The sequence below is a fragment of the Rugamonas rubra genome (assembly GCF_900114705.1).
Lineage (GTDB): Bacteria > Pseudomonadota > Gammaproteobacteria > Burkholderiales > Burkholderiaceae_D > Rugamonas > Rugamonas rubra.
Genome location: NZ_FOTW01000008.1, coordinates 276,468 through 298,877 on the forward strand (window position 1 = coordinate 276,468; position 22,410 = coordinate 298,877).

Below are 22,410 nucleotides of genomic sequence, written 5' to 3' on the forward strand. Positions count from 1 at the left end.
GGAAAATTACTTGATCACTCAAGCAATTTGAAACGTCGGCCGGTGCCAAGTGACTGATTTCGCGGAGGTTTTGATTTTTCTCAGCAAAACCGTCGAAGGTGGCACGTCCCTTGCAATGTAGATCGCAACGCCCGGCCACAAGCCGGCACGACGCAGCACCCATCGAATTTCACAGCCATTATTCGCACACCTGAAAGGTCCAACATGAGCCAATACTCCGCAGGCGCCGCCTTCCGCAAAGCCGTTCAAGAAGAATCCCCTCTGCAGGTGGTCGGCGCGATCAACGCCAACCACGCGCTGCTGGCCAAACGCGCCGGCTTCAAGGCGATCTACCTGTCCGGCGGCGGCGTCGCCGCCGGTTCGCTCGGCCTGCCCGACCTGGGCATCTCCAACCTCGACGACGTGCTCACCGACGTGCGCCGCATCACCGACGTGTGCGACCTGCCGCTGCTTGTCGACGTCGACACCGGTTTCGGCTCGTCCGCCTTCAACGTGGCGCGCACCGTCAAGTCGATGATCAAGTTCGGCGCCGCCGCCATCCACATCGAAGACCAGGTCGGCGCCAAGCGCTGCGGCCACCGTCCGGGCAAAGAGATCGTCAGCAAGCAGGAGATGGTCGACCGCATCAAGGCCGCCGTCGATGCCCGCACCGACGAGAACTTCGTCATCATGGCGCGCACCGACGCGCTGGCCGTCGAAGGTTTGGAGTCGGCGCTGGAACGCGCCATCGCCTGCGTCGAAGCCGGCGCCGACATGATCTTCCCGGAAGCGATCACCGACCTGGCGATGTACTCGCAGTTCGCCAAGGCGGTCAAGGTTCCGGTGCTGGCCAACATCACCGAATTCGGCTCGACCCCGCTGTTCACCGTCGACGAACTGCGCGGCGCCGATGTCGGCCTGGTGCTGTATCCGCTGTCGGCCTTCCGCGCCATGAACAAGGCGGCCGAAAACGTCTACGGCGCGATCCGCCGCGACGGCACCCAGCAGAACGTGGTCGACACCATGCAGACCCGCATGGAGCTGTACGAGCGCATCAACTACCACAGCTTCGAGCAGAAGCTGGACGCGCTGTTCGCCGCGCAGAAAAAATAAACCCCAATGCGCAAGGGGTCTGACCCCGTACGGGGTCAGACCCCGGCTTTTGCACTAGGGGTTAAAAAGAACGGGCGCCTTACGCCACCTAAAAAATAGATATCGAATTCTGGAGAGCTAACATGAGTGTTGAACAAGTCGCCGGCTTCAAGCCGAAAAAATCCGTCGCCCTGTCCGGCGTCACCGCCGGTAACACGGCCCTGTGCTCGGTCGGCAAGACCGGCAACGACCTGCACTACCGCGGTTACGACATCCTCGACCTGGCGCCGGTCTGCGAGTTCGAAGAGATCGCCTACCTGCTGGTGCACGGCAAGCTGCCCAACGCCGCCGAACTCAAAGGCTACAAGGGCAAGCTGAAATCGCTGCGCGGCCTGCCCGCCGCCGTCAAGGCCTCGCTCGAATCCCTGCCGGCCTCGGCCCACCCGATGGACGTGATGCGCACCGGCGTCTCCGTGCTCGGCTGCACCCTGCCGGAAAAGGACGACCACAACTCGCCGGGCGCGCGCGACATCGCCGACCGCCTGATGGCCTCCTTCGGTTCGATGCTGCTGTACTGGTATCACTTCAGCCACAACGGCAAGCGCATCGAAGTCGAGACCGACGACGACTCCATCGGCGGCCACTTCCTGCACCTGCTGCACGGCCACAAGCCGTCCGAATCCTGGGTCAAGGCGATGCACATCTCGCTGATCCTCTACGCCGAGCACGAGTTCAACGCCTCCACCTTCACCAGCCGCGTCATCGCCGGCACCGGTTCGGACATCCACTCGGCCATCACCGGCGCCATCGGCGCGCTGCGCGGTCCCAAGCACGGCGGCGCCAACGAGTTCGCCTTCGAGATCCAGAAGCGCTACGAGAACGCCGACGAAGCCGAGGCCGACATCCGCAACCGCGTCGCCAACAAGGAGGTCGTGATCGGCTTCGGCCACCCGGTCTACACCATCTCCGACCCGCGCAACGTGGTCATCAAGGAAGTGGCGCACCAGCTGTCGAAGGAAGCCGGTTCGACCAAGATGTTCGACATTGCCGAGCGCCTGGAAACGGTCATGTGGGACATCAAGAAGATGTTCCCCAACCTGGACTGGTTCTCCGCCGTGTCCTACCACATGATGGGTGTGCCGACCGCCATGTTCACGCCGCTGTTCGTCATCGCCCGCACCTCCGGCTGGGCCGCCCACATCATCGAACAACGCATCGACAACAAGATCATCCGCCCGAGCGCCAACTACGTCGGCCCGGACGACCTGAAATTCGTGCCGATCAAGGACCGCCAATAATGAACACCCTACACCGTAAAAACCTGCCGGGCACCAAGCTCGACTACTTCGACACGCGCGCCGCCGTCGACGCCATCCAGCCCGGCGCCTACGACAAGCTGCCCTACACCTCGCGCGTGCTGGCCGAGAACCTAGTGCGCCGCTGCGATCCGGCCACCTTGAACGCCTCGCTGTCGCAGTTCATCGAGCGCCGCCGCGACCTCGACTTCCCGTGGTTCCCGGCCCGCGTGGTCTGCCACGACATCCTCGGCCAGACCGCGCTGGTCGACCTGGCCGGCCTGCGCGACGCCATCGCCCTGCAGGGCGGCGACCCGGCGCTGGTCAACCCGGTGGTGCCGACCCAGCTGGTGGTCGACCACTCGCTGGCGGTCGAATGCGGCGGCTTCGACCCCGACGCCTTCGACAAGAACCGCGCCATCGAGGACCGCCGCAACGAAGACCGCTTCGACTTCATCAACTGGACCAAGAAGGCGTTCAAGAACGTCGACGTGATCCCGCCCGGCAACGGCATCCTGCACCAGATCAACCTGGAGCGCATGTCGCCGGTGGTGCAGGTGCAGGACGGCGTCGCCTTCCCCGACACCCTGGTCGGCACCGACTCGCACACCCCGATGGTCGACGCGCTCGGCGTGATCGCCATTGGCGTCGGCGGCCTGGAAGCGGAAAGCGTGATGCTGGGCCGCGCCTCGTGGATGCGCCTGCCCGACATCATCGGCGTCGAGCTGACCGGCAAGCCGCAGCCCGGCATCACCGCCACCGACACCGTGCTGGCGCTGACCGAGTTCCTGCGCAAGCAAAAAGTCGTCTCGTCCTACCTGGAGTTCTTCGGCGAGGGCGCCGCCCATCTGACCCTGGGCGACCGCGCGACGATCTCCAACATGGCGCCGGAGTTCGGCTCCACCGCCGCCATGTTCTACATCGACCAGCAGACCATCAAGTACCTCAAGCTGACCGGCCGCGACGACGAGCTGGTCAAACTGGTCGAGCTGTACGCTAAAGAGACCGGCCTGTGGGCCGACACGCTCAAGCACGCCGAATACGAGCGCGTCATCACCTTCGACCTGTCGTCCGTGGTGCGCAACATCGCCGGCCCGTCGAATCCGCACAACCGCGTGCCGACCTCCGAGCTGGCCGCGCGCGGCATCAGCGGCGTGGTCGAGAACGAGCCTGGCCGCATGCCGGACGGCGCCGTCATCATCGCCGCCATCACCAGCTGCACCAACACCAACAACCCGCGCAACATGATCGCCGCCGGCCTGATCGCGCGCAACGCCAACCGCCTCGGCCTGACGCGCAAGCCGTGGGTGAAAAGCTCGCTGGCGCCAGGCTCGAAAACCGTCGAGCTGTATCTGCAGGAAGCCAAGCTGCTGCCCGAGTTGGAACAGCTGGGCTTTGGCGTGGTCGCCTTCGCCTGCACCTCGTGCAACGGCATGTCCGGCGCGCTCGATCCGGTGATCCAGCAGGAAGTGGTGGAGCGCGACCTGTACGCCACCGCCGTCCTGTCCGGCAACCGCAACTTCGACGGCCGCATCCACCCCTACGCCAAGCAGGCCTTCCTGGCCTCGCCCCCGCTGGTGGTGGCCTACGCCATCGCCGGCACCATCCGCTTCGACATCGAGAAGGACATCCTCGGCCACGCCCCCGACGGCACGCCGGTGCGCCTGCACGACATCTGGCCGAGCGACGAGGAGATCGACGCCATCGTCGCCTCCAGCGTCAAGCCCGAGCAATTCCGCAAGGTCTACATTCCGATGTTCGCCAAGCAGGCCGACGACGGCATCTCCGTCAGCCCGCTGTACGACTGGCGTCCGCAGACCACCTACATCCGCCGTCCGCCTTACTGGGAAGGCGCGCTGGCCGGCGCCCGTCCGCTCAAGGGCATGCGTCCGCTGGCGGTCCTGGGCGACAACATCACCACCGACCACCTGTCGCCGTCGAACGCCATCATGCTCGACAGCGCCGCCGGCGAATACCTGGCCAAGATGGGCCTGCCGGAGGAGGACTTCAACTCCTACGCCACCCACCGTGGCGACCACCTGACCGCGCAACGCGCCACCTTCGCCAACCCGACCTTGAAAAACGAGATGGTCAAGGTCGACGGCAAGGTCAAGGCCGGTTCGCTGGCGCGCATCGAGCCGGAAGGCCAAGTGACGCGCATGTGGGAAGCCATCGAAACCTACATGGAGCGCAAGCAGTCGCTAATCGTCATCGCCGGCGCCGACTACGGCCAGGGCTCGTCGCGTGACTGGGCGGCCAAGGGCGTGCGTCTGGCCGGTGTCGAAGCCATCGTCGCCGAAGGCTTCGAGCGCATCCACCGCACCAACCTGGTCGGCATGGGCGTGCTGCCGCTGGAGTTCAAGCCCGGCGTGGACCGCAACACGCTGGCCATCGACGGCACCGAGACCTTCGACGTGGTCGGCGAGCGCACCCCGCGTTCCACGCTGACCCTGGTCATCCACCGCAAAAACGGCGAGCGCGTCGAAGTGCCGGTCACCTGCCGTCTCGACACGGCCGAGGAAGTCTCCATCTACGAAGCGGGCGGCGTGCTGCAACGCTTCGCCCAGGACTTCCTCGAATCGACCAAGGCGGCCTAAGATGAGCCACACACCGCAAATCAAAGTCGCCGCCACCTATATGCGCGGCGGCACCAGCAAGGGCGTGTTCTTCCGGCTGCAGGATCTGCCGGAAGTGGCGCGCGTGCCCGGCGCCGCGCGCGACGCGCTGCTGCTGCGGGTGATCGGCAGCCCCGACCCCTACGGCAAGCAAACCGACGGCATGGGCGGCGCCACCTCGAGCACCAGCAAGACGGTGATCCTGGCGAAGAGCGCGCAGCCCGGCCACGACGTCGACTACCTGTTCGGCCAGGTTGCCATCGACAAGGCCTTCGTCGACTGGAGCGGCAACTGCGGCAACCTGTCGGCCGCCGTCGGCTCCTTCGCCATCAGCGCCGGCCTGGTCGATCCCGAGCGGATTCCGCACAACGGCGTGGCCGTGGTGCGGGTCTGGCAGGCCAACATCGGCAAGACCATCATCGCCCACGTGCCGATCACCGACGGCGCGGTGCAGGAGACCGGCGACTTCGAACTCGACGGCGTGACCTTCCCGGCCGCCGAAGTCAAGCTGGAGTTCATGGACCCGGCGGCGGAAGAGGAGGGCGCCGGCGGCTCGATGTTCCCGACCGGCCACCTGGTCGACGAGCTCGAGGTGCCCGGCATCGGCAGCTTGAAGGTCACCATGATCAACGCCGGCATTCCGACCATTTTCGTCAACGCCGAAGCCATCGGCTACAACGGCACCGAGCTGCAGGACGCCATCAACCTCGACGCCGCCGCGCTGGCCAAGTTCGAGACGATCCGCGCCCACGGCGCGCTGCGCATGGGCCTGATCGCCAACCTGGACGAGGCGGCCAAGCGCCAGCACACGCCCAAGGTGGCCTTCGTCGCCAAGCCGGCCGACTACGTTTCGTCGAGCGGCAAGGCGGTCAAGGCGGGCGACATCGACCTGCTGGTGCGCGCCATGTCGATGGGTAAGCTGCACCACGCCATGATGGGCACGGCGGCAGTGGCCATCGGCACCGCCGCCGCCATTCCCGGCACGCTGGTGAACCTGGCGGCCGGCGGCGGTCCGCGCAACGCGGTGCGCTTCGGCCACCCGTCCGGCACCTTGATGGTCGGCGCCGAAGCCAGCCAAACCGGCGGCGACTGGAGCGTGACCAAGGCCATCATGAGCCGTAGCGCCCGCGTGTTGATGGAAGGTTGGGTCCGCGTACCCGGCGATGCATTCTAAGAAATAGGGCAGCGAACTTCTCGTCTCTTCCGACCTGAAGTTCGCCAGCCGCACCGGCCGGGCCAGCTGTGCTGACCGCGACCGCTATCGATTTGCACGAACAACGGAGGAGACATGAAATTCGCTGAATTCTATCAGCGCTCTATCGACACGCCTGAACAATTCTGGCGCGATGAGGCGACACTGATCGACTGGAACACCCCTTACACCCAAGTGCTCGATTATTCGCGCCCGCCGTTCGCCAAGTGGTTCGTCGGCGGCCAGACCAATCTGTGCCACAACGCCGTCGACCGCTGGTGCGCCACACAGGGCGAGCAGGCGGCGCTGATCGCCATCTCGACCGAGACCAACACCGAAAAAACCTACAGCTTCAACGAACTGAAAACCGAGGTGGAACGCTGCGCCGCCGTCATGCTGGCGCTGGGCGTCGGCCGTGGCGACCGCGTGCTGATCTACATGCCGATGATCGCCGAGGCGGCCTTCGCCATGCTGGCCTGCGCCCGCATCGGCGCCATCCACTCGGTGGTGTTCGGTGGCTTCGCCGCCAACAGCCTGGCCAGCCGCATCGACGACGCCAAGCCGGTGCTCATCGTCTCTGCCGACGCCGGCTCGCGCAACGGCAAGGCCATCCCCTACAAGCACCTGCTCGACGAGGCGATCGACCTGTCCGCCGCCAAGCCGGCCAAGGTGCTGCTGGTCGACCGCGGCCTGGCGCCGATGGCGCTGGTGGAAGGGCGCGACGTCGACTACGCCACCCTGCGCGCCGCCCACCTCGACGCCAGCGTGGCCGTCACCTGGCTCGAATCGAACGAGCCGTCCTACATCCTCTACACCTCCGGCACCACCGGCAAGCCGAAGGGAGTGCAGCGCGACGTCGGCGGCTACGCGGTGGCGCTGGCCTCGTCGATGAAGTACAACTTCTGTGGCAAGGCCGGCGAGACCTTCTTCGCCACCTCCGACATCGGCTGGGTGGTCGGCCACTCCTACATCGTCTACGGTCCGCTGATCGCCGGCATGGCCACCATCATGTACGAGGGCCTGCCGATCTGCCCCGACGCCGGCATCTGGTGGAGCATCGTCGAGAAGTACAAGGTGACGCGGATGTTCTCGGCGCCGACGGCGATCCGCGTGCTGCGCAAGCAGCCGCCCGAGTTCATGCGCAAGTACGACTTGTCCTCGCTGCGCGCGCTGTACCTGGCCGGCGAGCCGCTCGACGAGACCACCTCGCAGTGGATCTCCGACGAACTCGGCGTGCCGATCATCGACAACTACTGGCAGACCGAAACCGGCTGGCCCATCCTGTCGATCGCCAAGGGCGTCGAGGACAAGCCGACCCGCCTGGGCAGCCCCGGCGTGGCCATGTACGGCTATAAGGTCAAGCTGCTCAACGAGTCCACCGGCGAGGAGTGTGGCGCCAACGAGAAGGGCGTGGTGGTGATCGACGGCCCGCTGCCGCCGGGCTGCATGCAGACCGTGTACGGCGACGACCAGCGCTTCGTCGACACCTACTGGAACACCTTCAGCGGCCAGCAGGTCTACTCCACCTTCGACTGGGGCGTGCGCGACGCCGACGGCTACTACTTCATCCTCGGCCGCACCGACGACGTCATCAACGTCGCCGGCCACCGCCTCGGCACGCGCGAGATCGAGGAGTCCATCTCCAGCCACGCCAACGTCTCCGAGGTGGCGGTGGTCGGTGTCGAGGACAAGCTCAAGGGCCAGGTGGCGATCGCCTTCGCCATCGTCAAGCACCCCGAGCAGATCGCCACGGCCGAGGGGCGGCAGGCGCTCGAGCGCGAGATCATGGGCGTGGTCGACCACCAGCTGGGCGCGGTGGCGCGCCCGGCGCGGGTCTACTTCGTGCCGCAGCTGCCCAAGACGCGCTCCGGCAAGCTGCTGCGCCGCTCGATCCAGGCCATCTGCGAGGGCCGCAATCCGGGCGACCTGACGGCCATCGAGGACCCCGCCTCGCTACAACAAATCAAGAGCGCGCTGCTGGTCTGACGCCGCCCGTTTGATGACGTTCGCGCCAATGGCGGCGGGCGTTGTTTTCCTGCTCCTCCCGTGCCAACGCGAGGAGCTTTTTTTATGCCGCTTCTTCTGCGCGTAAGGGGCCGGTAAGTCTCGGCCTATACGCTGGGTTCAAGCTCGCAGAAAAGAGCAAAAAATAGACATAAAAAGGAGACGCAAAATGCATGACGATATGGTTCAAAAAATTAAGAGCGATCCCAACTACCGAAAGCTGGTGACCGCCCGCTCGAAGTTCGGTTGGGCGCTTACCTGGTGCATGATGGCCGTCTACTACGGCTACATCCTGCTGATCGCCTTCAACAAGGAACTGCTGAGCACCAAGACCGGTGCCGGCGTGATGACCTGGGGGATGCCGATTGGGCTGTTCGTCATCGTCTTCACGGTGCTCGTCACCGGCTTCTACGTCCGCCGCGCCAACAGCGAGTACGACGATCTGACCCACGCCATCCAGGAACGGGTGAAAGCATGAACGCCGCCAAACGCCTCCTCGCCTCCTTGACGCTGCTGGCCATGTCCGGCGCGGCGCTGGCCGCCGGCGCCGACCTGGGCCAGGCCGACCAGCAGCCGACCAACTGGACCGCGATCCTGATGTTCGGCGCCTTCGTCGTCTTCACGCTGTTCGTCACCAAGTGGGCCGCCAAGAAAACCAAGTCGGCATCCGACTTCTACACCGCCGGTGGTGGCATCACCGGCTTCCAGAACGGTCTGGCCATCGCCGGCGACTATATGTCCGCCGCCTCCTTCCTGGGCATTTCCGCCTCGGTCTTCCTGAACGGTTACGACGGCCTGATCTACGCCATCGGCTTCCTGGTCGGCTGGCCCATCATCACCTTCCTGATGGCCGAGCGCCTGCGCAACCTGGGCCGCTTCACCTTCGCCGACGTCGCCGCCTACCGCTTCAAGCAAAAGCCGATCCGCATCTTCTCCGCCTCCGGCACGCTGGTCGTGGTGGCCTTCTACCTGATCGCGCAGATGGTCGGCGCCGGCCAGTTGATCAAGCTGCTGTTCGGCCTGGAGTACTGGATCGCCGTCGTGCTGGTCGGTTCGCTGATGATGATCTACGTGCTGTTCGGCGGTATGACCGCCACCACCTGGGTGCAGATCATCAAGGCCGTCATGCTGCTCGGTGGCGCCACCTTCATGGCCTTCGTCGTGCTGGCCCAGTTCAACTTCAGCCCGGAGGCGCTGTTCGCCAAATCGGTCGAAATCCACGCCAAAAAAGACGCCATCATGGGCCCCGGCACCTTCATCAAGGACCCGATCTCGGCGATCTCCTTCGGCATGGCGCTGATGTTCGGCACCGCCGGCCTGCCGCACATCCTGATGCGCTTCTTCACCGTACCTAGCGCCAAAGAGGCACGCAAGTCGGTCTTCTGGGCCACCACCTGGATCGCCTACTTCTACATCCTGACCTTCATCATCGGTTTCGGCGCCATCGTTTTGGTGAGCACCAACCCCGAGTTCAAGGACGCCGCCGGCAAACTCCTCGGTGGTAACAACATGGCGGCGATCCACCTGGCCAAAGCGGTCGGCGGCAACGTCTTCCTCGGCTTCATCTCGGCAGTCGCCTTCGCCACCATCCTGGCCGTCGTTGCAGGTCTGACCCTGTCCGGCGCCTCGGCCGTCTCGCACGACCTGTACGCCACCGTCTTCATGAAGGGCAAAGCCAGCGGCGCCAGCGAATTGCGCGTCTCGCGTCTGACCACCATCGCGCTGGGCATCATCGCCGTGGTGCTGGGCATCTCCTTCGAGAAGCAGAACATCGCCTTCATGGTCTCGCTGGCCTTCGCCATCGCCGCCTCGGCCAACTTCCCGGTGCTGTTCATGTCCGTGCTGTGGAAAGACTGCACCACCCGCGGCGCCACCATCGGCGGCTTCATGGGCTTGACCACGGCGGTCGCGCTGACGGTGGTGTCGAAGTCGGTCTGGGTCGACGTGCTCGGTCACCACGACGCGCTGTTCCCTTACGCTTCGCCGGCACTGTTCTCGATGACGGCGGGCTTCGTCGGCATCTGGCTGTTCTCCGTCCTCGACAAGAGCGACCGCGCCCGCATCGACCGGGCCGGCTACGAGGCGCAGGAGATGCGCTCCGAGACCGGCATCGGCGCCGCTGGAGCGTCCGCCCACTGAGGTAAATAGCAATCTGGTAGCAACGACAACGCCCGGCTCGCCGGGCGTTGTCGTTTTTGAAGGTGATTTAGAGCATGGCGTCGGCAGGCAAAATGGTCAAACAGCGGCAATGTGGTTTATGATCCTCCCACCATACGATGCCGCGATGCGAGGGCAACGTTTTCCCATTTGGCGCCCTGGTGTAGATGAATCGAGTCTCGACGAACCCTGATTTTGTAGCCGACGCCCTGCAGCTGATCGGACTGCCCGCCTGCGCCTGCGACGCCGGCGGCCTGGTCGTCGCCGCCAATTCGGAGTTGCAGGCCTTGATCGGCTTCGACGCCTGCGGCCAGGCGCTGGCCGAGCTGTTCTCCCGCCACGTGCGCGCCGACAGCGAGGCCCAGCTCGACGCCGTGCTCGGCGCCCACGGCGACAGTCCGGCCGAACAGCGCTGGAGCAGCTGCCTGGGCTGCGCCAACGGCCAGTACGTCGCCGTGCAGGTGTGGGCCAAGCCGCTGCCGGGCGGCGAGTTGGACGGCGCCACCATCGTCTTCAGCGACATCAGCGGCGTGCAGCGCGACCAGCGCGCGCTGCGCAAGACGCTGCTCGAGCAGCAGGCCATCCTCGACAACGCCGCCGTCGGCATCCTGTTCAGCAAGGCCGGCCGCATCCAGGAATGCAATCTGCGCTTCGCCGAGATGTTCGGCTACGCCCGCCACGAGCTCGAGGGCGGCCCGACCATGGTGGTCTATCCGTCCGAGGAGGAGTTCGCCGCGCTGGGCCGCGAGGCCACGCCGCCGCTGTCGCAGGGGCAGTCCTTCGTCAAGGAGGCGCAGCTGCTGCGCAAGGACGGCAGCCTGTTCTGGGGCCGCCTGTACGGCCGCGCCATCGACCCGTCCAACACCGCCGAGGGCACGGTGTGGATCGTCGAGGACATCAACGAGCACCGCCGCGACGAGGAGCGGCTGCGCCGCGCGCTGCTGGAGATGCAGGCGGTGATGGACAGCGCGCCGCTGGCCATCGGCTTCCAGCGCGACGACCGCATCCTGCGCTACAACCGCCGCTTCGGCGAGTTCTTCGGCTTCGCCGGCGAGGAGGGCGTCGGCCAGCTCACCGCCAAGCTGTACCCGTCGGCCGAGGCGTTCCGCGCCGTGGTGCGCCGCGCCGCGCCGCTGCTGGCGCGCGGCCAGCCCTACCAGGCCGAGATGGAGATGCGCCGGCGGGACGGCTCGACCTTCTGGGCGCACGCCTTCGGCTACATGATCAACCCGGGCCGCGGCCAGCAGGACACCATCTGGATCTTCGACGACCGCAGTGCGCAAAAGCGCGCCGAGGAGGCCACCAAGCAGCTGCTGCTGGAGCAGAAGGCGATCCTCGACAACGCCTCGGTCGGCATCCTGTTCAGCAAGGAGCAGCTGATGTTGAGCTGCAATCCACGGCTGGCCGAGATGTTCGGCTACGAGCGCGAGGAGCTGATCGGCCGGCCCGCCGCCGACGTCTTTCCCTCGGCCGGGATGTACGAGGAGTTCGGCCGCGAGGCCGCGCCGCTGCTGGGCAACGGCCTGCCGTTCGAAAAGAACGAGTACCAGTTCCGCCGCAAGGACGGCACGCTGATCTGGTGCCGCGTGCGCGCCAAGGCGGTCGACGACGCCCACAGCGACGGCGGCACCATCTGGATCCTGGAGGACGTCAGCCAGACGCGGCAAACGCAGATGGAGGTCGAGGCGATCATGACCAACGCCTCGGTCAGCATCCTGTTCACCAAGAACCGCGTCATCACGCGCTACAACCGCGGCTTCGCCGAGATGTTCCGCTACCAAGGCGACGAGGGCCTGGGCCTGCCCGGCCGCTCGCTGTACATCTCGCAGGAGTCCTACGACCTGCTCGGCGCGGCGGCCTATCCGCACCTGTCGGTGGGGCGCCCGTTCCAGACCGAGATCGAGATGCAGCGCCAGGACGGCAGCCGCCTGTGGGCGCAGCTGATCGGCTACGTGGTCAACCCGGCCGACCCGACCCAGGGCACCATCTGGATCATCGAGGACCGCACCGAGCAGAAGGCGGCCGAGGAGTCGCTGCGCAACGCCCTGCTGGAGAACCAGGCCATCCTCGACAGCGCGGTGCTGGGCATCTCGGTGGTCGAGGGCGGCTACAACCTGCGCTGCAACACCAAGATGGAGGAGCTGTTCGGCTACGCCCCGGGCGAGATGAACATGCTCAGCGTGCAGGCCTTCTACGCCGACCGCGAGTCCTGGCAGCGCGCCCGCAGCGAGACGGCCGGCGACTTCCGCGCCGGCCGCGTCAACATGTCCGAGCACCAACTGGTGCGCAAGGACGGCAGCTTCTTCTGGGCGCGCCTGTCGGGCCGGCCGTTCGACCTGAGCCAGCCGCACGGCCGCTCGGTCTGGCTGGTCGACGACGTGACGGCGCGGCGCGAGGCGGCCGAGGCGGTCAGCCGGGCGCGCGACGAGCTGGAGGTGCGCGTGCTCGAGCGCACCGCCGAGCTGGCCGGCGCCAACGCCCTGCTGCAGGGCGAGATCGTCGAACGGCGCCAGGCCGAGGCGCGGGTCCACCACATGGCCTACCACGACAGCCTGACCGGCCTGCCCAACCGCGCCCTGCTGTCGGACCGGCTCGACCGCGCCATGCTGGCGGCGCAGCGCTCGGAGCGCCGGCTGGCGGTGATGTTCATCGACCTGGACCGCTTCAAGACCATCAACGACTCGCTCGGCCACATGACCGGCGACCAGCTGCTCAAGGAGGTCGCCAGCCGGCTGTGCCGCGCGGTGCGCGCCAGCGACACCGTGGCGCGGCTGGGCGGCGACGAGTTCGTCGTGCTGGTGCCGGGCATCCGCGGCGTCGAGGAGTCGAGCCAGGTGGCCGAGAAGATCATCGACGCGCTGGCCGCCGCCTTCCCGCTGGAGGGGCGCGCGCTGCACATCACGCCGTCGATCGGCATCTGCGTCTATCCGGACGACGGCGCCGACGTCGAGACGCTGATGCGCCACGCCGACGCCGCCATGTACCACGCCAAGGCGAGCGGGCGCAACAACTACCAGTTCTTCCACCAGACCATGAACCAGGCGGCGGCCCAGCATTTCGAGTTGGAGAGCAGCCTGCGCGGCGCGCTGGCCAAGCGGGAGTTCGAGCTGCACTTCCAGCCGATCATGGACATCGGCACGCGCCGCCTGCACGCGATGGAGGTGCTGCTGCGTTGGCGCCGCGCCGACGGCGCGCTGGTCATGCCCGACAGCTTCATCCCGATCATCGAGGAGAACGGCCAGATCGTGCCGATCGGCGAATGGGTGATCCGCGCCGCCTGCGAACAAAGCATGGCGTGGATGAGGCAGGGGCTGGCGCCGGTGCCGCTGGCGGTCAACCTGTCGCCGCGCCAGTTCATGCATCGCGGCCTGATCGAGTCGATCCGCCGCATCCTCGACGAGACCGGCATCGACCCGGCGCTGCTCGAATTCGAGATCACCGAGACGGCGCTGATGCAGCACGGCGAGCAGACCTTGGATATTCTGGGACAGATCAACAGCATGGGCATCCGCCTGTCGATCGACGATTTCGGCACCGGCTATTCCAGCCTGGCCTACCTGAAGCGCTTCCCGGTCAAGAAGATCAAGATCGACCGCGCCTTCGTCAAGGAGTTGGAGCAGAGCGCCGAGGACCGCGCCATCGTGGCGGCGATCATCGCGCTGTCGCACAGCCTGCAGCTGTCGGTGGTGGCGGAGGGCGTCGAGACCGAGGGCCAGTACGCCATCCTGCAGCGCAAGGGCTGCCAGTACGCCCAGGGCTATCTGTTCTCGCAGCCGGTGCCGCACAATACGGCGCAGCTGCTGCTGCCACGGCGCTGACGGGCGCGCCGGCCGCGCGCGCCCGTTCCATCACTTAGCCGTCAACGCCTACTGCGCGGTCCAGGCGTCGCGCCAATTGCTGCCCACGCCGGGTTCGAAGTGGGTAGCGTACTGGCTCCACTGCACGCAGTAGCCGTTGTAGGGGAAGGGCTTGCAGACGTAGACCTTGCCGTCCTTCGGCTGCAGCACGCGGCTGCCGGCCTTGTAGCTGAGCAGGCTGTTCGGGAAGGTGTAGTCGTAGGCGCCGGCCGCCGCCTCCTCGCTCAGCTTGACGGCGAAGCTCTTCTGCAGCACCGCGCCGCCCGGCAGCGTCGCCTTCAGCACCAGCTGGTGCGGGCCGGCCTTGGGCTGGTTCAGCGCCAGCGCCAGCGGCGCGCTGTGGTTGTTCAGCGCGGCCGAGGCGTAACCCTTGGCCACGCCGGCGCCGTCGTACAGGTAGGCGGCCAGCTCCATCTCGCCGTTGGCCGTCACGCTGAAGGTGATGCTCAACTGGCCTTGCTTGATGACGTAGACGCCTTGCAGGTCGGCGACGCTGAAGTCGGCGATCGACGGCGCCGTCTCCTTGTTGACCTGCACCTCGACCCGCGTCAGATTGCTGCCGGCCTTGGCGTAGACGGTGTTCTGGCCGTAGACCGGATGGATGGCGCCGTCCTGGCCGATCTGGCCGGCGCGCAGCAGCGGCTGTTCGACGTTGATGCGGCTGGCCAGCAGGTAGGACCAGTTGTTGCGCTGGCCGTCGGCGGCGCTGGCGATGAGCACCTTGGTCTGCAGTTCGGGGCGCTCGCCGGCGGCGTCGAACACGCGGTTGGCCACGCTGTCGCCGATGTTCAGGTCGAGCGAGGGGTAGATGGCGCCGGCCTGGCTCCACTGCGGCGCCGGCGTGGCGCCGTCCTTGAACATCACGTCGACCATGTTGTAGAAGCTGTTGGGGGTGTCGCCGATCTCCCACACGCCGAGGATCACCTGGTAGCCGCTGCGCGGCGGCACCGTGCAGTTGTGGCTGACCTGCTTGGGCGGCTGGCGCATGCCGCCGTCGACGACGCAGAACGGCGTCGTCTCGAAGGCGGCGCGGCCCAGCTTCTGGTTCGGGTTCCAGTCGGCGCGGGTGATGTAGTAGCGCCAGTTGCGGGTGGCGTGGTTGGCGGTGAACTGCCAGCGGAAGACGTTGGCGCCGGCCTGCATCTGGCGCTTGCTCCAACGGCTGCTGGTTTGCTCGTTGAGTTCGCCGAACTGCGCCAGGCCGGCACTGGCCAGCACCTCGTCGGCCGGGCCGCGCGCCGGGAAGCCGGACGGGCCCTCGACGCTTTGCGGTTCCCATTGGATGGCGCCGCAGTTGCCGTTGCCGCCTTGTTTGCACAGCAGGTTGCGCGATTCGGGCAGGTCGATGAAGCCGTGGGCGGATGCGCCGGCGCTGGCCAGCAGGGCGCAGCAGGCGGCGATTTTGGTGAGATGATGCACGTCGTTTTTCCTCTAAAACTTGTGGTGGATGGAGTGTCCGGGCGGCATTGTATTCCGCGCCACGAGAGAGGGCTGTTCCGATTGATTGAGCGTTGACCCCGCAACCCGGACGCCGGGGTCGGACCCCGTACGGGGTCCGACCCCTTTCAGCCGCATTGCGGGGTCAGGCTGGCGACGTACCTATTGCGCGTTCCAGGCGTCCTGCCAGTTGCTGCCCACGCCGGGTTCGTAGTAGGTGGAGTTGACGCTCCACTGGATGCAGTAGCCGCTGTAGGGGAAGGGTTTGCAGGCATACACCTTGCCGTTCTTCGGCTGCAGCACGCGGCTGCCGGCCTTGTAGCCGGCCAGGCCGGCGGGGAACACGTAGTCGTAGGCGGCCGGTCCGGCGTCCTCGCTCAGGCTGATGTTGAAGGTCTTTTGCAGCAGCGCGCCGCTGCCCTTGAGCACGGCCTTGAGCACCATTTGGTGCGCGCCCGCCTTGGGCTGGTTCAGCGCCACCGCCAGCGGCGCGCTGTTGTTGTTCAGCGTGGCGGTGGCGTAGCCCTTGGCCACGCCGGCACCGTCGTACAGGTAGGCGCCCAGCTCCATCTCGCCGCTGGCGCTGACGTTGAAGTCGATGCTCAGCTGGCCGTTCCTGATGACGTAGGCGGTCTTCAGCTCGCTGACGCTGAAGTCGGCGGCCGGCGGCGGCGTCTCCTTGTTGACCTGCACCTCGACCCGCGTCAGATTGCTGCCGGCCTTGGCGTAGATGGTGTTCTGGCCGTAGACCGGGTTGATGGCGCCGGCCTGGTCGGGCTGGCCGGCGCGCAGCAGGGGCTGCTCGGCGTTGATGCGGCTGGCCAACAGGTAGGACCAGTTGTTGCGCTGGCCGTCGGCGGCGCTGGCGATGAGCACCTTGGTTTGCAGCTCGGGATGCTCGCCGGCGGCGTCGAACACGCGGCTGGCCACGCTGTCGCCGACGTTCAGGTCGAGCGAGGGGTAGATGGTGCCGGCCTGGCTCCATTGCGGCGGCGGCGTACCGCCGTCCTTGAACAGCACGTCGACCAGGTTGTAGAAGCTGTTGGTGGTGTCGCCGATCTCCCACACGCCGAGGATGAGGTGGTAGCCGCTGCGCGGCGGCACCGTGCAGTTGTGGCTGACCTGCTTGGGCGGCTGCTGCATGGCGCCGTCGACGACGCAGAACGGCGTCGGCTCGAAGGAGGCGCGGCCCAGCTTCTGGTTCGGGTTCCAGTCGGCGCGGGTGAGGTAGTAGCGCCAGTTGCGGGTGGCGTGGTTGGCGGTGAACCGCCAGTTGAAGACGTTGGCGCCGGCCTTCAGTTCGCGCTTGCTCCAGCGGCTGCTGGTCTGCTCATTGAGTTCGCCGAACTGGGCCAGGCCGGCGCCGGCCAGCACGCCGTCGGCCGGGCCGCCGGCCGGGAAGCCGGACGGCCCCTCCAGGCTTTGCGGTTCCCATTGGATGGCGCCGCAATTGCTGTTGCCGCCCTGCTGGCACAGCAGGTTGCGCGACTCGGGCAGGCTGATGTAACCGTGGGCGGATGCGCTGGCGCTGGCCAGCAGGGCGCAGCCGGCGGCGATCGTGGTGAAGTTGTTCACGTCGGTCTTCCTCTTCAACTAGCGTTGGATGGATGCATCCGCGCGGCGGCCTAGGCGGTCCTTCGGGATGCCTGTGCGGCGCCCGATCCGTCCGCGCCGCTGTGCAGGATACGACATCGCATCCGGCGCCGCCAGCTGTCAATGATGACCGTTTTTAGCGGCCGCTCAGTCCAGCGTGGCGATCACCGGGGCGTGGTCGGACGGCTGCTCCCACTTGCGCGGCGCGCGGTCGATGACGCAGGCGCTGCAGCGCGCCACCAGCGCCTTCGACAGCAGGATGTGGTCGATGCGCAGGCCCTTGTTGAGGCGGAAGCCGAGCGCGCGGTAGTCCCACCAGCTGAACGATTTCTCCGCCTGTTCGAACAGGCGGAAGGAGTCCTGCAGGCCGAGCTCGAGCAGGCGGGTGAGGGCGGCGCGCTCCGGCACGGACACCAGCACCTGGTCGGCCCAGGCGGCCGGGTCGTGCACGTCGCGGTCTTCCGGCGCGATGTTGTAGTCGCCCAGCACGGCCAGTTGCGGATGCAGCGCGGCCTCCTCGCTGAGCCATTGGTGGAAGGCGGCCAGCCAGGCCAGCTTGTACTCGTACTTGTCGGTGCCGACCGCCTGGCCGTTGGGCACGTAGGCGCAGACCACGCGCACGCCGTCGATGGTGGCGGCGAGGATGCGCTGCTGCGCGTCCTCGTAGTGCGGATTGTTCTTGACCACGTCGCCGATCGGCAGCTTGGACAGGATGGCCACGCCGTTGTAGGTCTTCTGGCCGCTGAAGACGACATGGTAGCCGGCCGCCTCGATGGCGGCGGCGGGGAACTTGTCGTCGGTCATTTTGGTTTCCTGCACGCACAACACGTCGACCGGGTTTTCCTCCAGCCACTTGAGCACGTGGGGCAGGCGCACATTGAGGGAGTTAACGTTCCAGGTGGCAATTTTCATGGGGTTTCTACAGACTGAATAGGGGATGGATGGGGGCGGGCGCGGCCGCCGCCGACGCGCTGGGCGGGTCGGCGCTGTGCGGATTTTACAGCAGCCGGCGGCGACGCGACGGGCGCCGCCTCAGCGCGCCGACTCGGCCCGGGCCCGGGCCAGCAGCCGCGCCAGCTTTTGCCCGGCGTAGCGCAGCTGCGCCAGGGTCAGCGCGGTGTAGCCGAGCAGCACCGCCGACGGCAGCACGGCCTGGCGGCAGAAGGCGCCCAGCGGCTGCAGCGCGATGTCGGCGGCCTGTTCTTCTTCATCCAGATGGCGATCACCGCGCTGAGCAGTTTTGCCGTCGGCCGCCCCCTCTGTTGTTGTCGCACGACAGTATCTGGCGGGCGCTGCCGCCACGCCTGCGCCGGCCGTCATTCCGCTCCCCCGCGGCGCCGGCGCCGAGCTTTCCTTGTTCCGGAACAAGTGCCGCACAATTGCGCTAACGCGCGTCGGCGAATCGATCTCTGTGGCATTGTTGGACACGAGCATCTTTGCGCCGGCCGCGACGCCCTTGACGCGGCCGCCGCGCCACCCTGTGGCGGAGGGAAAAGAGGGGCCGGGCGCTGGGCGATTCGCTGCTAGGGCCGAGGAACAACAAGGTTTTTCAAGCGGACGTTTTGATTTTGCTCAATTGTTTATAATTCTCGAGAATTTTGTGAAAAAACATGAAATAGGGCTGTCACAAATTGCCTTCCAGGCCATAGAATGTTGCAAAATCTAACATTTGCAAAAATAATTGCCAATAGTGCTTCCATGTTATCAAAATGGTACTAGAATCAATTAAACGCACTTGAAAAGCGAAATATACTTGTATCAAACAGGATTAGAATCTATATTGCCGTAGGGCAACCATTTAATTGACAAAAAAGATGCATTAACAGTGTTGTATCAATTCAATAAATGGTACTATTCGGAAATACTTGTGGTTTTAACAGTAAGTTCTGCGCAAAGCATTTGTAAAGGAAGAAAATGCGATCTGCATTTGAAGCATGGGCGCAGCGCGATGGACACATCGTACGCCGGCGCGAAGACAAGCCAGAGGAATATCTGGTGTTCGAAACTCAACGCCGCTGGGTGATCTGGCAGGCTGCGCTCGAGCATGGCAAAACGCCAGGCGGGCGCAAGACCGCCGCATCCAAGGAGGCCGCCACCAAGGCCGTCGCGAGCCCACGCTCGGGACTGCAACGGGCGCCGGTGATCGACTCCGATCAGGCTGCCGTGCGCAATCAAGTCCTCAACGAGGTACTTGACGCGTTCGCCACCCTGGACGGCGAGACCGGCATGGAGGACATCCTGAAGGTCATCCAAAGTTTGAAGAAGGCTAAAGCCCAGGGCAATATCGACGACGTGGTGGCCCAGCCAGTGCGTCCGAGTGCCCGTCAAACCAGCTGAGGACAGGCGGCATGCGATTTCGGCACTATAAAGGGGGCGTCTACGAGCTGGTGTGCGAGGCGACCCTGGAATCGGACCTCAGTCCGATGATCGTCTATCGCGCCGCCGACGGGTCCATCTGGACCCGGCCCCGGGATGTGTTCTTTCAATTGATCGAGGTCGACGGCGTGATGGTTCAGCGCTTCGCCCCGATCAATTGACGGCCGCCCGATGAACGCCACGCGGCTGTGCCGCGCCATTTTTGGCTTGGCCCTGCTGGGCCTGGCCAGCCACGGTCGCGCCGAAAACATCGGTTCGGTCGACACCGCCTTCCAACTGCTCGGTCCCGACCACAAGGTGGTGGTCGAGGTGTTCGACGATCCGCGCGTGGCCGGCGTCAGTTGCTACCTGTCGCGCGCCAAGACCGGCGGCTTCAAGGGCGCCATCGGCCTGGCCGAGGACAAGGCCGAATCGTCGGTGGCCTGCCGCCAAGTGGGGGCGCTGCGCTTCAACGGCGTGCTGCCGCTGCAGGAGGAGGTGTTCTCCGAACGCGCCTCGATCTTCTTCAAACATGTGCGGGTGGTGCGCATGGTCGACGTCAAGCGCAACGCGCTGGTCTACCTGGTGTATTCCGACCGCCTGATCGACGGCAGTCCGAAGAACAGCGTGACCGCCGTGCCGGTGCCGGCCGAGCAGCCCATCCCCACTAAGCGCAAGTAGGCGCCGCACCGTCGTGCGCGGCGCTTCCCCTGCGCTTCCCCATCCCCCGCCCGCAAGAGGCCAGACCATGTACCGACTCGCCGCAATCGCAGCCCTGGCCCTGACGGCCGGCTGCGCCACCCTGACCGAATCGACCCAGCAGCAGGTGACCGTGCAGACCATCCTCGACAACCGCGAGGTCGGCGGGGTCGGCTGCGTGCTGTACAACGACGTCGGCAAATGGTTCGTCACCAGCCCGGCGCGGGTGACCATCCGCCGCAGCGCCGCGCCGCTGCGGGTCGACTGCAAGCAGGACGGCGCCGCCTGGGCCTACGAGAAGGTCGACTCCAAGGTCAACAGCAGCGTGTGGGGCAACGTGGTGCTGACGGCGGGCGCCGGCTATCTGGTCGACCGCAACACCGGCGCCGGCTTCGACTATCCGGCCACGCTGACGGTGATCCTGCACAAGGGCGAGGAGGCCGACGGCCGCGCGCCGCCGGCGCCGGGCGTGACGGTGTACTGAGCGGCGCGGCGGCGGAGATGAAAAATGGCGGCCAAATGGCCGCCATTTTTCATGGGCGCGCCGCCTTGGCGCCGCGCCCCTTTGCCGCACGCCGCTTAGGCGCGCTTGATCAGGAAGTTGGCCAGCAGCGGCACCGGACGGCCGGTCGAACCCTTGGCGCCGCCCGACTTCCAGGCGGTGCCGGCGATGTCCAGGTGGGCCCAAGTGTACTTGCGGGTGAAGTTCTCCAGGAAGGCCGCCGCCGTGCAGGAGGCGCCGCCGGGCGAGCCGATGTTGCCCAGGTCGGCGAAGTTGGACTTCAGCTGCTCGTTGTACAACTCGCCGATCGGCAGGCGCCAGGCGGTGTCGCCGGCCTCCTGGCCGGCTTCCAGCAGCTCGGCGGCCAGCTTGTCGTGCGCCGCGTCGTGGCGCGTGAACAGGCCGCTGTTGTGGTGGCCCAGGGCGACGATGCAGGCGCCGGTCAGGGTGGCGATGTCGACCACGGCGGCCGGGTTGAAGCGCTCGGCGTAGGTCAGCGCGTCGCACAGCACCAGGCGGCCTTCGGCGTCGGTGTTGAGGATCTCGATGGTCAGGCCGTTCATCGAGGTGACGATGTCGCCCGGCTTGGTGGCGCGGCCCGACGGCATGTTCTCGCAGCTGGCGATGACGCCGATCACGTTGAGCTTCAGGTTCATCTCGCCGATGGCGCGGAAGGTGCCCAGCACCGAGGCGGCGCCGCCCATGTCGTACTTCATCTCGTCCATGCCGGGGCCGGCCTTGAGCGAGATGCCGCCGCTGTCGAAGGTGATGCCCTTGCCGACCAGGACCACCGGCGCGTCCTTCGGCTTGCCGCCCATGTGCTTGATGATGATGAACTTGGGCGGCTGCTCGCTGCCGTTGGTGACCGACAGGAAGCTGTTCATCTTCAGCGCTTCGAGCTGCTTGCGGTCGAGGATCTCGACCTCGAACTTGTAGTCCTTGCCCAGCTGCTTGGCGGTGTTGGCCAGGTAGGTCGGGGTGCAGATGTTGGCCGACAGGTTGCCCAGGTCCTTGGTCAGGTCCATGCCCTTGGCGATCGCCACGGCCTGCGCCAGCGCCAGCTTGCTGGCGGCGGTGTTGGGCAGGGCCAGGGCCAGCTTCTTGACGCCGCTGGCGGCCGGGTCCTTCTTGCTCTTCTGGCCGTCGGTGCGGTAGACGGCCTCGTGGCCGGCCTGCACCACGCAACGGATCGCCCAGTTAACGTCGCGCTCTTTCACTTCGGCCAGCGGTAGTGCGATAATGGCGTCGCTCGCGCCCAGGGTGGCGAACACCTTGAGGGCGGCAGCCACGCCGGCGGCGAAGTTCTTCTCGCCGACCGTCTCGTCGCTACCCAGGCCGACCAGCAGCACGCGTTCGGCGGCGGCGCCTTCGACGGCGCGCAGCAGCAGGGTGGTGCCGGCCTTGCCGGAAATGTCGCCGGACTTCAGCGCAGCCGAGATTTCACCAGCGCCGTCAAGCGCCTTGGCGGCGGCAGACAGCTTTTTGTTTTCGAAAACCGCGACGGCGACGACGCCGGTTTTGGCCGTAGCGAGGGTGTTTTTTGTGTCGAATGCTTTTATGCTAAAGTCCATTTGGTTCTCCGTGTCGTGTACTTTTTTGCCTGGCCTTGCGGTGTATGGCCAGGCGCGTTACG

Annotated in this window: 17 protein-coding genes; 12 read left to right on the forward strand and 5 right to left on the reverse strand. The window is 66.1% G+C overall.

The annotated features are described in order from the left end of the window. Positions 1–204: 204 nt before the first annotated feature. From prpB to BM252_RS09140, 8 genes are all read left to right on the forward strand, one after another. Positions 205–1,092, forward strand: a complete 888-nt coding sequence (prpB, locus tag BM252_RS09105) for a methylisocitrate lyase (RefSeq protein ID WP_093386515.1) — start codon at positions 205–207, stop codon at positions 1,090–1,092. Between the two features lie 122 nt (positions 1,093–1,214). Beyond that, positions 1,215–2,369: a bifunctional 2-methylcitrate synthase/citrate synthase gene (gene prpC / locus BM252_RS09110; protein ID WP_093386518.1), complete on the forward strand. Its 1,155-nt coding sequence runs from the start codon at positions 1,215–1,217 to the stop codon at positions 2,367–2,369. Further along, positions 2,369–4,963, forward strand: coding sequence for a Fe/S-dependent 2-methylisocitrate dehydratase AcnD (acnD, locus tag BM252_RS09115; RefSeq protein ID WP_093386520.1), 2,595 nt, complete (start codon positions 2,369–2,371; stop codon positions 4,961–4,963). The genes prpC and acnD overlap by 1 nt, the downstream gene beginning before the upstream one ends. Position 4,964: 1 nt before the next feature. Beyond that, positions 4,965–6,155, forward strand: coding sequence for a 2-methylaconitate cis-trans isomerase PrpF (gene prpF / locus BM252_RS09120; RefSeq protein ID WP_093386523.1), 1,191 nt, complete (start codon positions 4,965–4,967; stop codon positions 6,153–6,155). A gap of 114 nt (positions 6,156–6,269) precedes the next feature. Continuing rightward, positions 6,270–8,159 carry a propionate--CoA ligase gene (locus BM252_RS09125; RefSeq protein WP_093386525.1) on the forward strand — a complete coding sequence of 630 codons (1,890 nt, stop codon included), beginning with the start codon at positions 6,270–6,272 and terminating at the stop codon, positions 8,157–8,159. 187 nt (positions 8,160–8,346) lie between these two features. Beyond that, on the forward strand, positions 8,347–8,655 hold the full coding sequence (locus BM252_RS09130) for a DUF485 domain-containing protein (protein WP_093386528.1): 309 nt from the start codon (positions 8,347–8,349) through the stop codon (positions 8,653–8,655). Then, positions 8,652–10,316 (forward strand): cation acetate symporter, encoded by a 1,665-nt coding sequence (locus BM252_RS09135; RefSeq protein WP_093386531.1) that lies wholly within the window; start codon positions 8,652–8,654, stop codon positions 10,314–10,316. The genes BM252_RS09130 and BM252_RS09135 overlap by 4 nt, the downstream gene beginning before the upstream one ends. Positions 10,317–10,501: 185 nt before the next feature. Next, positions 10,502–14,152, forward strand: a complete 3,651-nt coding sequence (locus tag BM252_RS09140) for a sensor domain-containing protein (RefSeq protein WP_093386533.1) — start codon at positions 10,502–10,504, stop codon at positions 14,150–14,152. A 48-nt stretch (positions 14,153–14,200) separates the two neighbouring features. Here the strand turns inward: BM252_RS09140 and gbpA (BM252_RS09145) are convergent, their stop codons facing one another. From gbpA (BM252_RS09145) to BM252_RS30900, 4 genes are all read right to left on the reverse strand, one after another. Continuing rightward, the gene (gbpA, locus tag BM252_RS09145; protein ID WP_093386536.1) at positions 14,201–15,610 is read right to left on the reverse strand and encodes an N-acetylglucosamine-binding protein GbpA; all 1,410 of its coding nucleotides are present in this window, start codon (positions 15,608–15,610) and stop codon (positions 14,201–14,203) included. Positions 15,611–15,790: 180 nt separating this feature from the next. Further along, positions 15,791–17,203, reverse strand: a complete 1,413-nt coding sequence (gene gbpA, locus BM252_RS09150) for an N-acetylglucosamine-binding protein GbpA (protein ID WP_217429890.1) — start codon at positions 17,201–17,203, stop codon at positions 15,791–15,793. A 165-nt stretch (positions 17,204–17,368) separates the two neighbouring features. Then, a complete protein-coding gene (gene xth, locus BM252_RS09155; protein ID WP_093386541.1) occupies positions 17,369–18,133 on the reverse strand; it encodes an exodeoxyribonuclease III in 765 nt (254 codons plus the stop codon). A gap of 120 nt (positions 18,134–18,253) precedes the next feature. Next, a complete protein-coding gene (locus tag BM252_RS30900) occupies positions 18,254–18,655 on the reverse strand; it encodes a hypothetical protein (protein ID WP_093386544.1) in 402 nt (133 codons plus the stop codon). Positions 18,656–19,135: 480 nt separating this feature from the next. Between BM252_RS30900 and BM252_RS09165 the strand changes: the two genes are divergently transcribed. The 4 genes from BM252_RS09165 to BM252_RS09180 all read left to right on the forward strand — a co-directional run bounded on the left by BM252_RS09165 (position 19,136) and on the right by BM252_RS09180 (position 20,759). Beyond that, on the forward strand, positions 19,136–19,558 hold the full coding sequence (locus BM252_RS09165) for a phiTE_015 family protein (protein WP_093386546.1): 423 nt from the start codon (positions 19,136–19,138) through the stop codon (positions 19,556–19,558). Positions 19,559–19,569: 11 nt separating this feature from the next. Next, positions 19,570–19,758, forward strand: a complete 189-nt coding sequence (locus BM252_RS09170; RefSeq protein ID WP_093386549.1) for a DUF1653 domain-containing protein — start codon at positions 19,570–19,572, stop codon at positions 19,756–19,758. Positions 19,759–19,768: 10 nt separating this feature from the next. Further along, on the forward strand, positions 19,769–20,257 hold the full coding sequence (locus tag BM252_RS09175) for a CreA family protein (protein ID WP_093386551.1): 489 nt from the start codon (positions 19,769–19,771) through the stop codon (positions 20,255–20,257). A gap of 67 nt (positions 20,258–20,324) precedes the next feature. Then, positions 20,325–20,759 carry a hypothetical protein gene (locus BM252_RS09180; RefSeq protein ID WP_093386553.1) on the forward strand — a complete coding sequence of 145 codons (435 nt, stop codon included), beginning with the start codon at positions 20,325–20,327 and terminating at the stop codon, positions 20,757–20,759. 95 nt (positions 20,760–20,854) lie between these two features. On the opposite strand, the gene BM252_RS09185 is transcribed toward BM252_RS09180, so the two are convergent. Continuing rightward, positions 20,855–22,348 carry a leucyl aminopeptidase gene (locus BM252_RS09185; RefSeq protein WP_093386555.1) on the reverse strand — a complete coding sequence of 498 codons (1,494 nt, stop codon included), beginning with the start codon at positions 22,346–22,348 and terminating at the stop codon, positions 20,855–20,857. Positions 22,349–22,410 lie beyond the last annotated feature (62 nt).

Bases quoted from the DNA above. Each gene is read 5' to 3' on its own strand.
- prpB (WP_093386515.1), top strand. From the start codon at position 205: ATGAGCCAATACTCCGCAGGCGCCGCCTTCCGCAAAGCCGTTCAAGAA.
- prpC (WP_093386518.1), top strand. From the start codon at position 1,215: ATGAGTGTTGAACAAGTCGCCGGCTTCAAGCCGAAAAAATCCGTCGCC.
- acnD (WP_093386520.1), top strand. From the start codon at position 2,369: ATGAACACCCTACACCGTAAAAACCTGCCGGGCACCAAGCTCGACTAC.
- prpF (WP_093386523.1), top strand. From the start codon at position 4,965: ATGAGCCACACACCGCAAATCAAAGTCGCCGCCACCTATATGCGCGGC.
- BM252_RS09125 (WP_093386525.1), top strand. From the start codon at position 6,270: ATGAAATTCGCTGAATTCTATCAGCGCTCTATCGACACGCCTGAACAA.
- BM252_RS09130 (WP_093386528.1), top strand. From the start codon at position 8,347: ATGCATGACGATATGGTTCAAAAAATTAAGAGCGATCCCAACTACCGA.
- BM252_RS09135 (WP_093386531.1), top strand. From the start codon at position 8,652: ATGAACGCCGCCAAACGCCTCCTCGCCTCCTTGACGCTGCTGGCCATG.
- BM252_RS09140 (WP_093386533.1), top strand. From the start codon at position 10,502: ATGAATCGAGTCTCGACGAACCCTGATTTTGTAGCCGACGCCCTGCAG.
- xth (WP_093386541.1), bottom strand. From the start codon at position 18,133: ATGAAAATTGCCACCTGGAACGTTAACTCCCTCAATGTGCGCCTGCCC.
- BM252_RS30900 (WP_093386544.1), bottom strand. From the start codon at position 18,655: ATGCTCGTGTCCAACAATGCCACAGAGATCGATTCGCCGACGCGCGTT.
- BM252_RS09165 (WP_093386546.1), top strand. From the start codon at position 19,136: ATGCGATCTGCATTTGAAGCATGGGCGCAGCGCGATGGACACATCGTA.
- BM252_RS09170 (WP_093386549.1), top strand. From the start codon at position 19,570: ATGCGATTTCGGCACTATAAAGGGGGCGTCTACGAGCTGGTGTGCGAG.
- BM252_RS09175 (WP_093386551.1), top strand. From the start codon at position 19,769: ATGAACGCCACGCGGCTGTGCCGCGCCATTTTTGGCTTGGCCCTGCTG.
- BM252_RS09180 (WP_093386553.1), top strand. From the start codon at position 20,325: ATGTACCGACTCGCCGCAATCGCAGCCCTGGCCCTGACGGCCGGCTGC.
- BM252_RS09185 (WP_093386555.1), bottom strand. From the start codon at position 22,348: ATGGACTTTAGCATAAAAGCATTCGACACAAAAAACACCCTCGCTACG.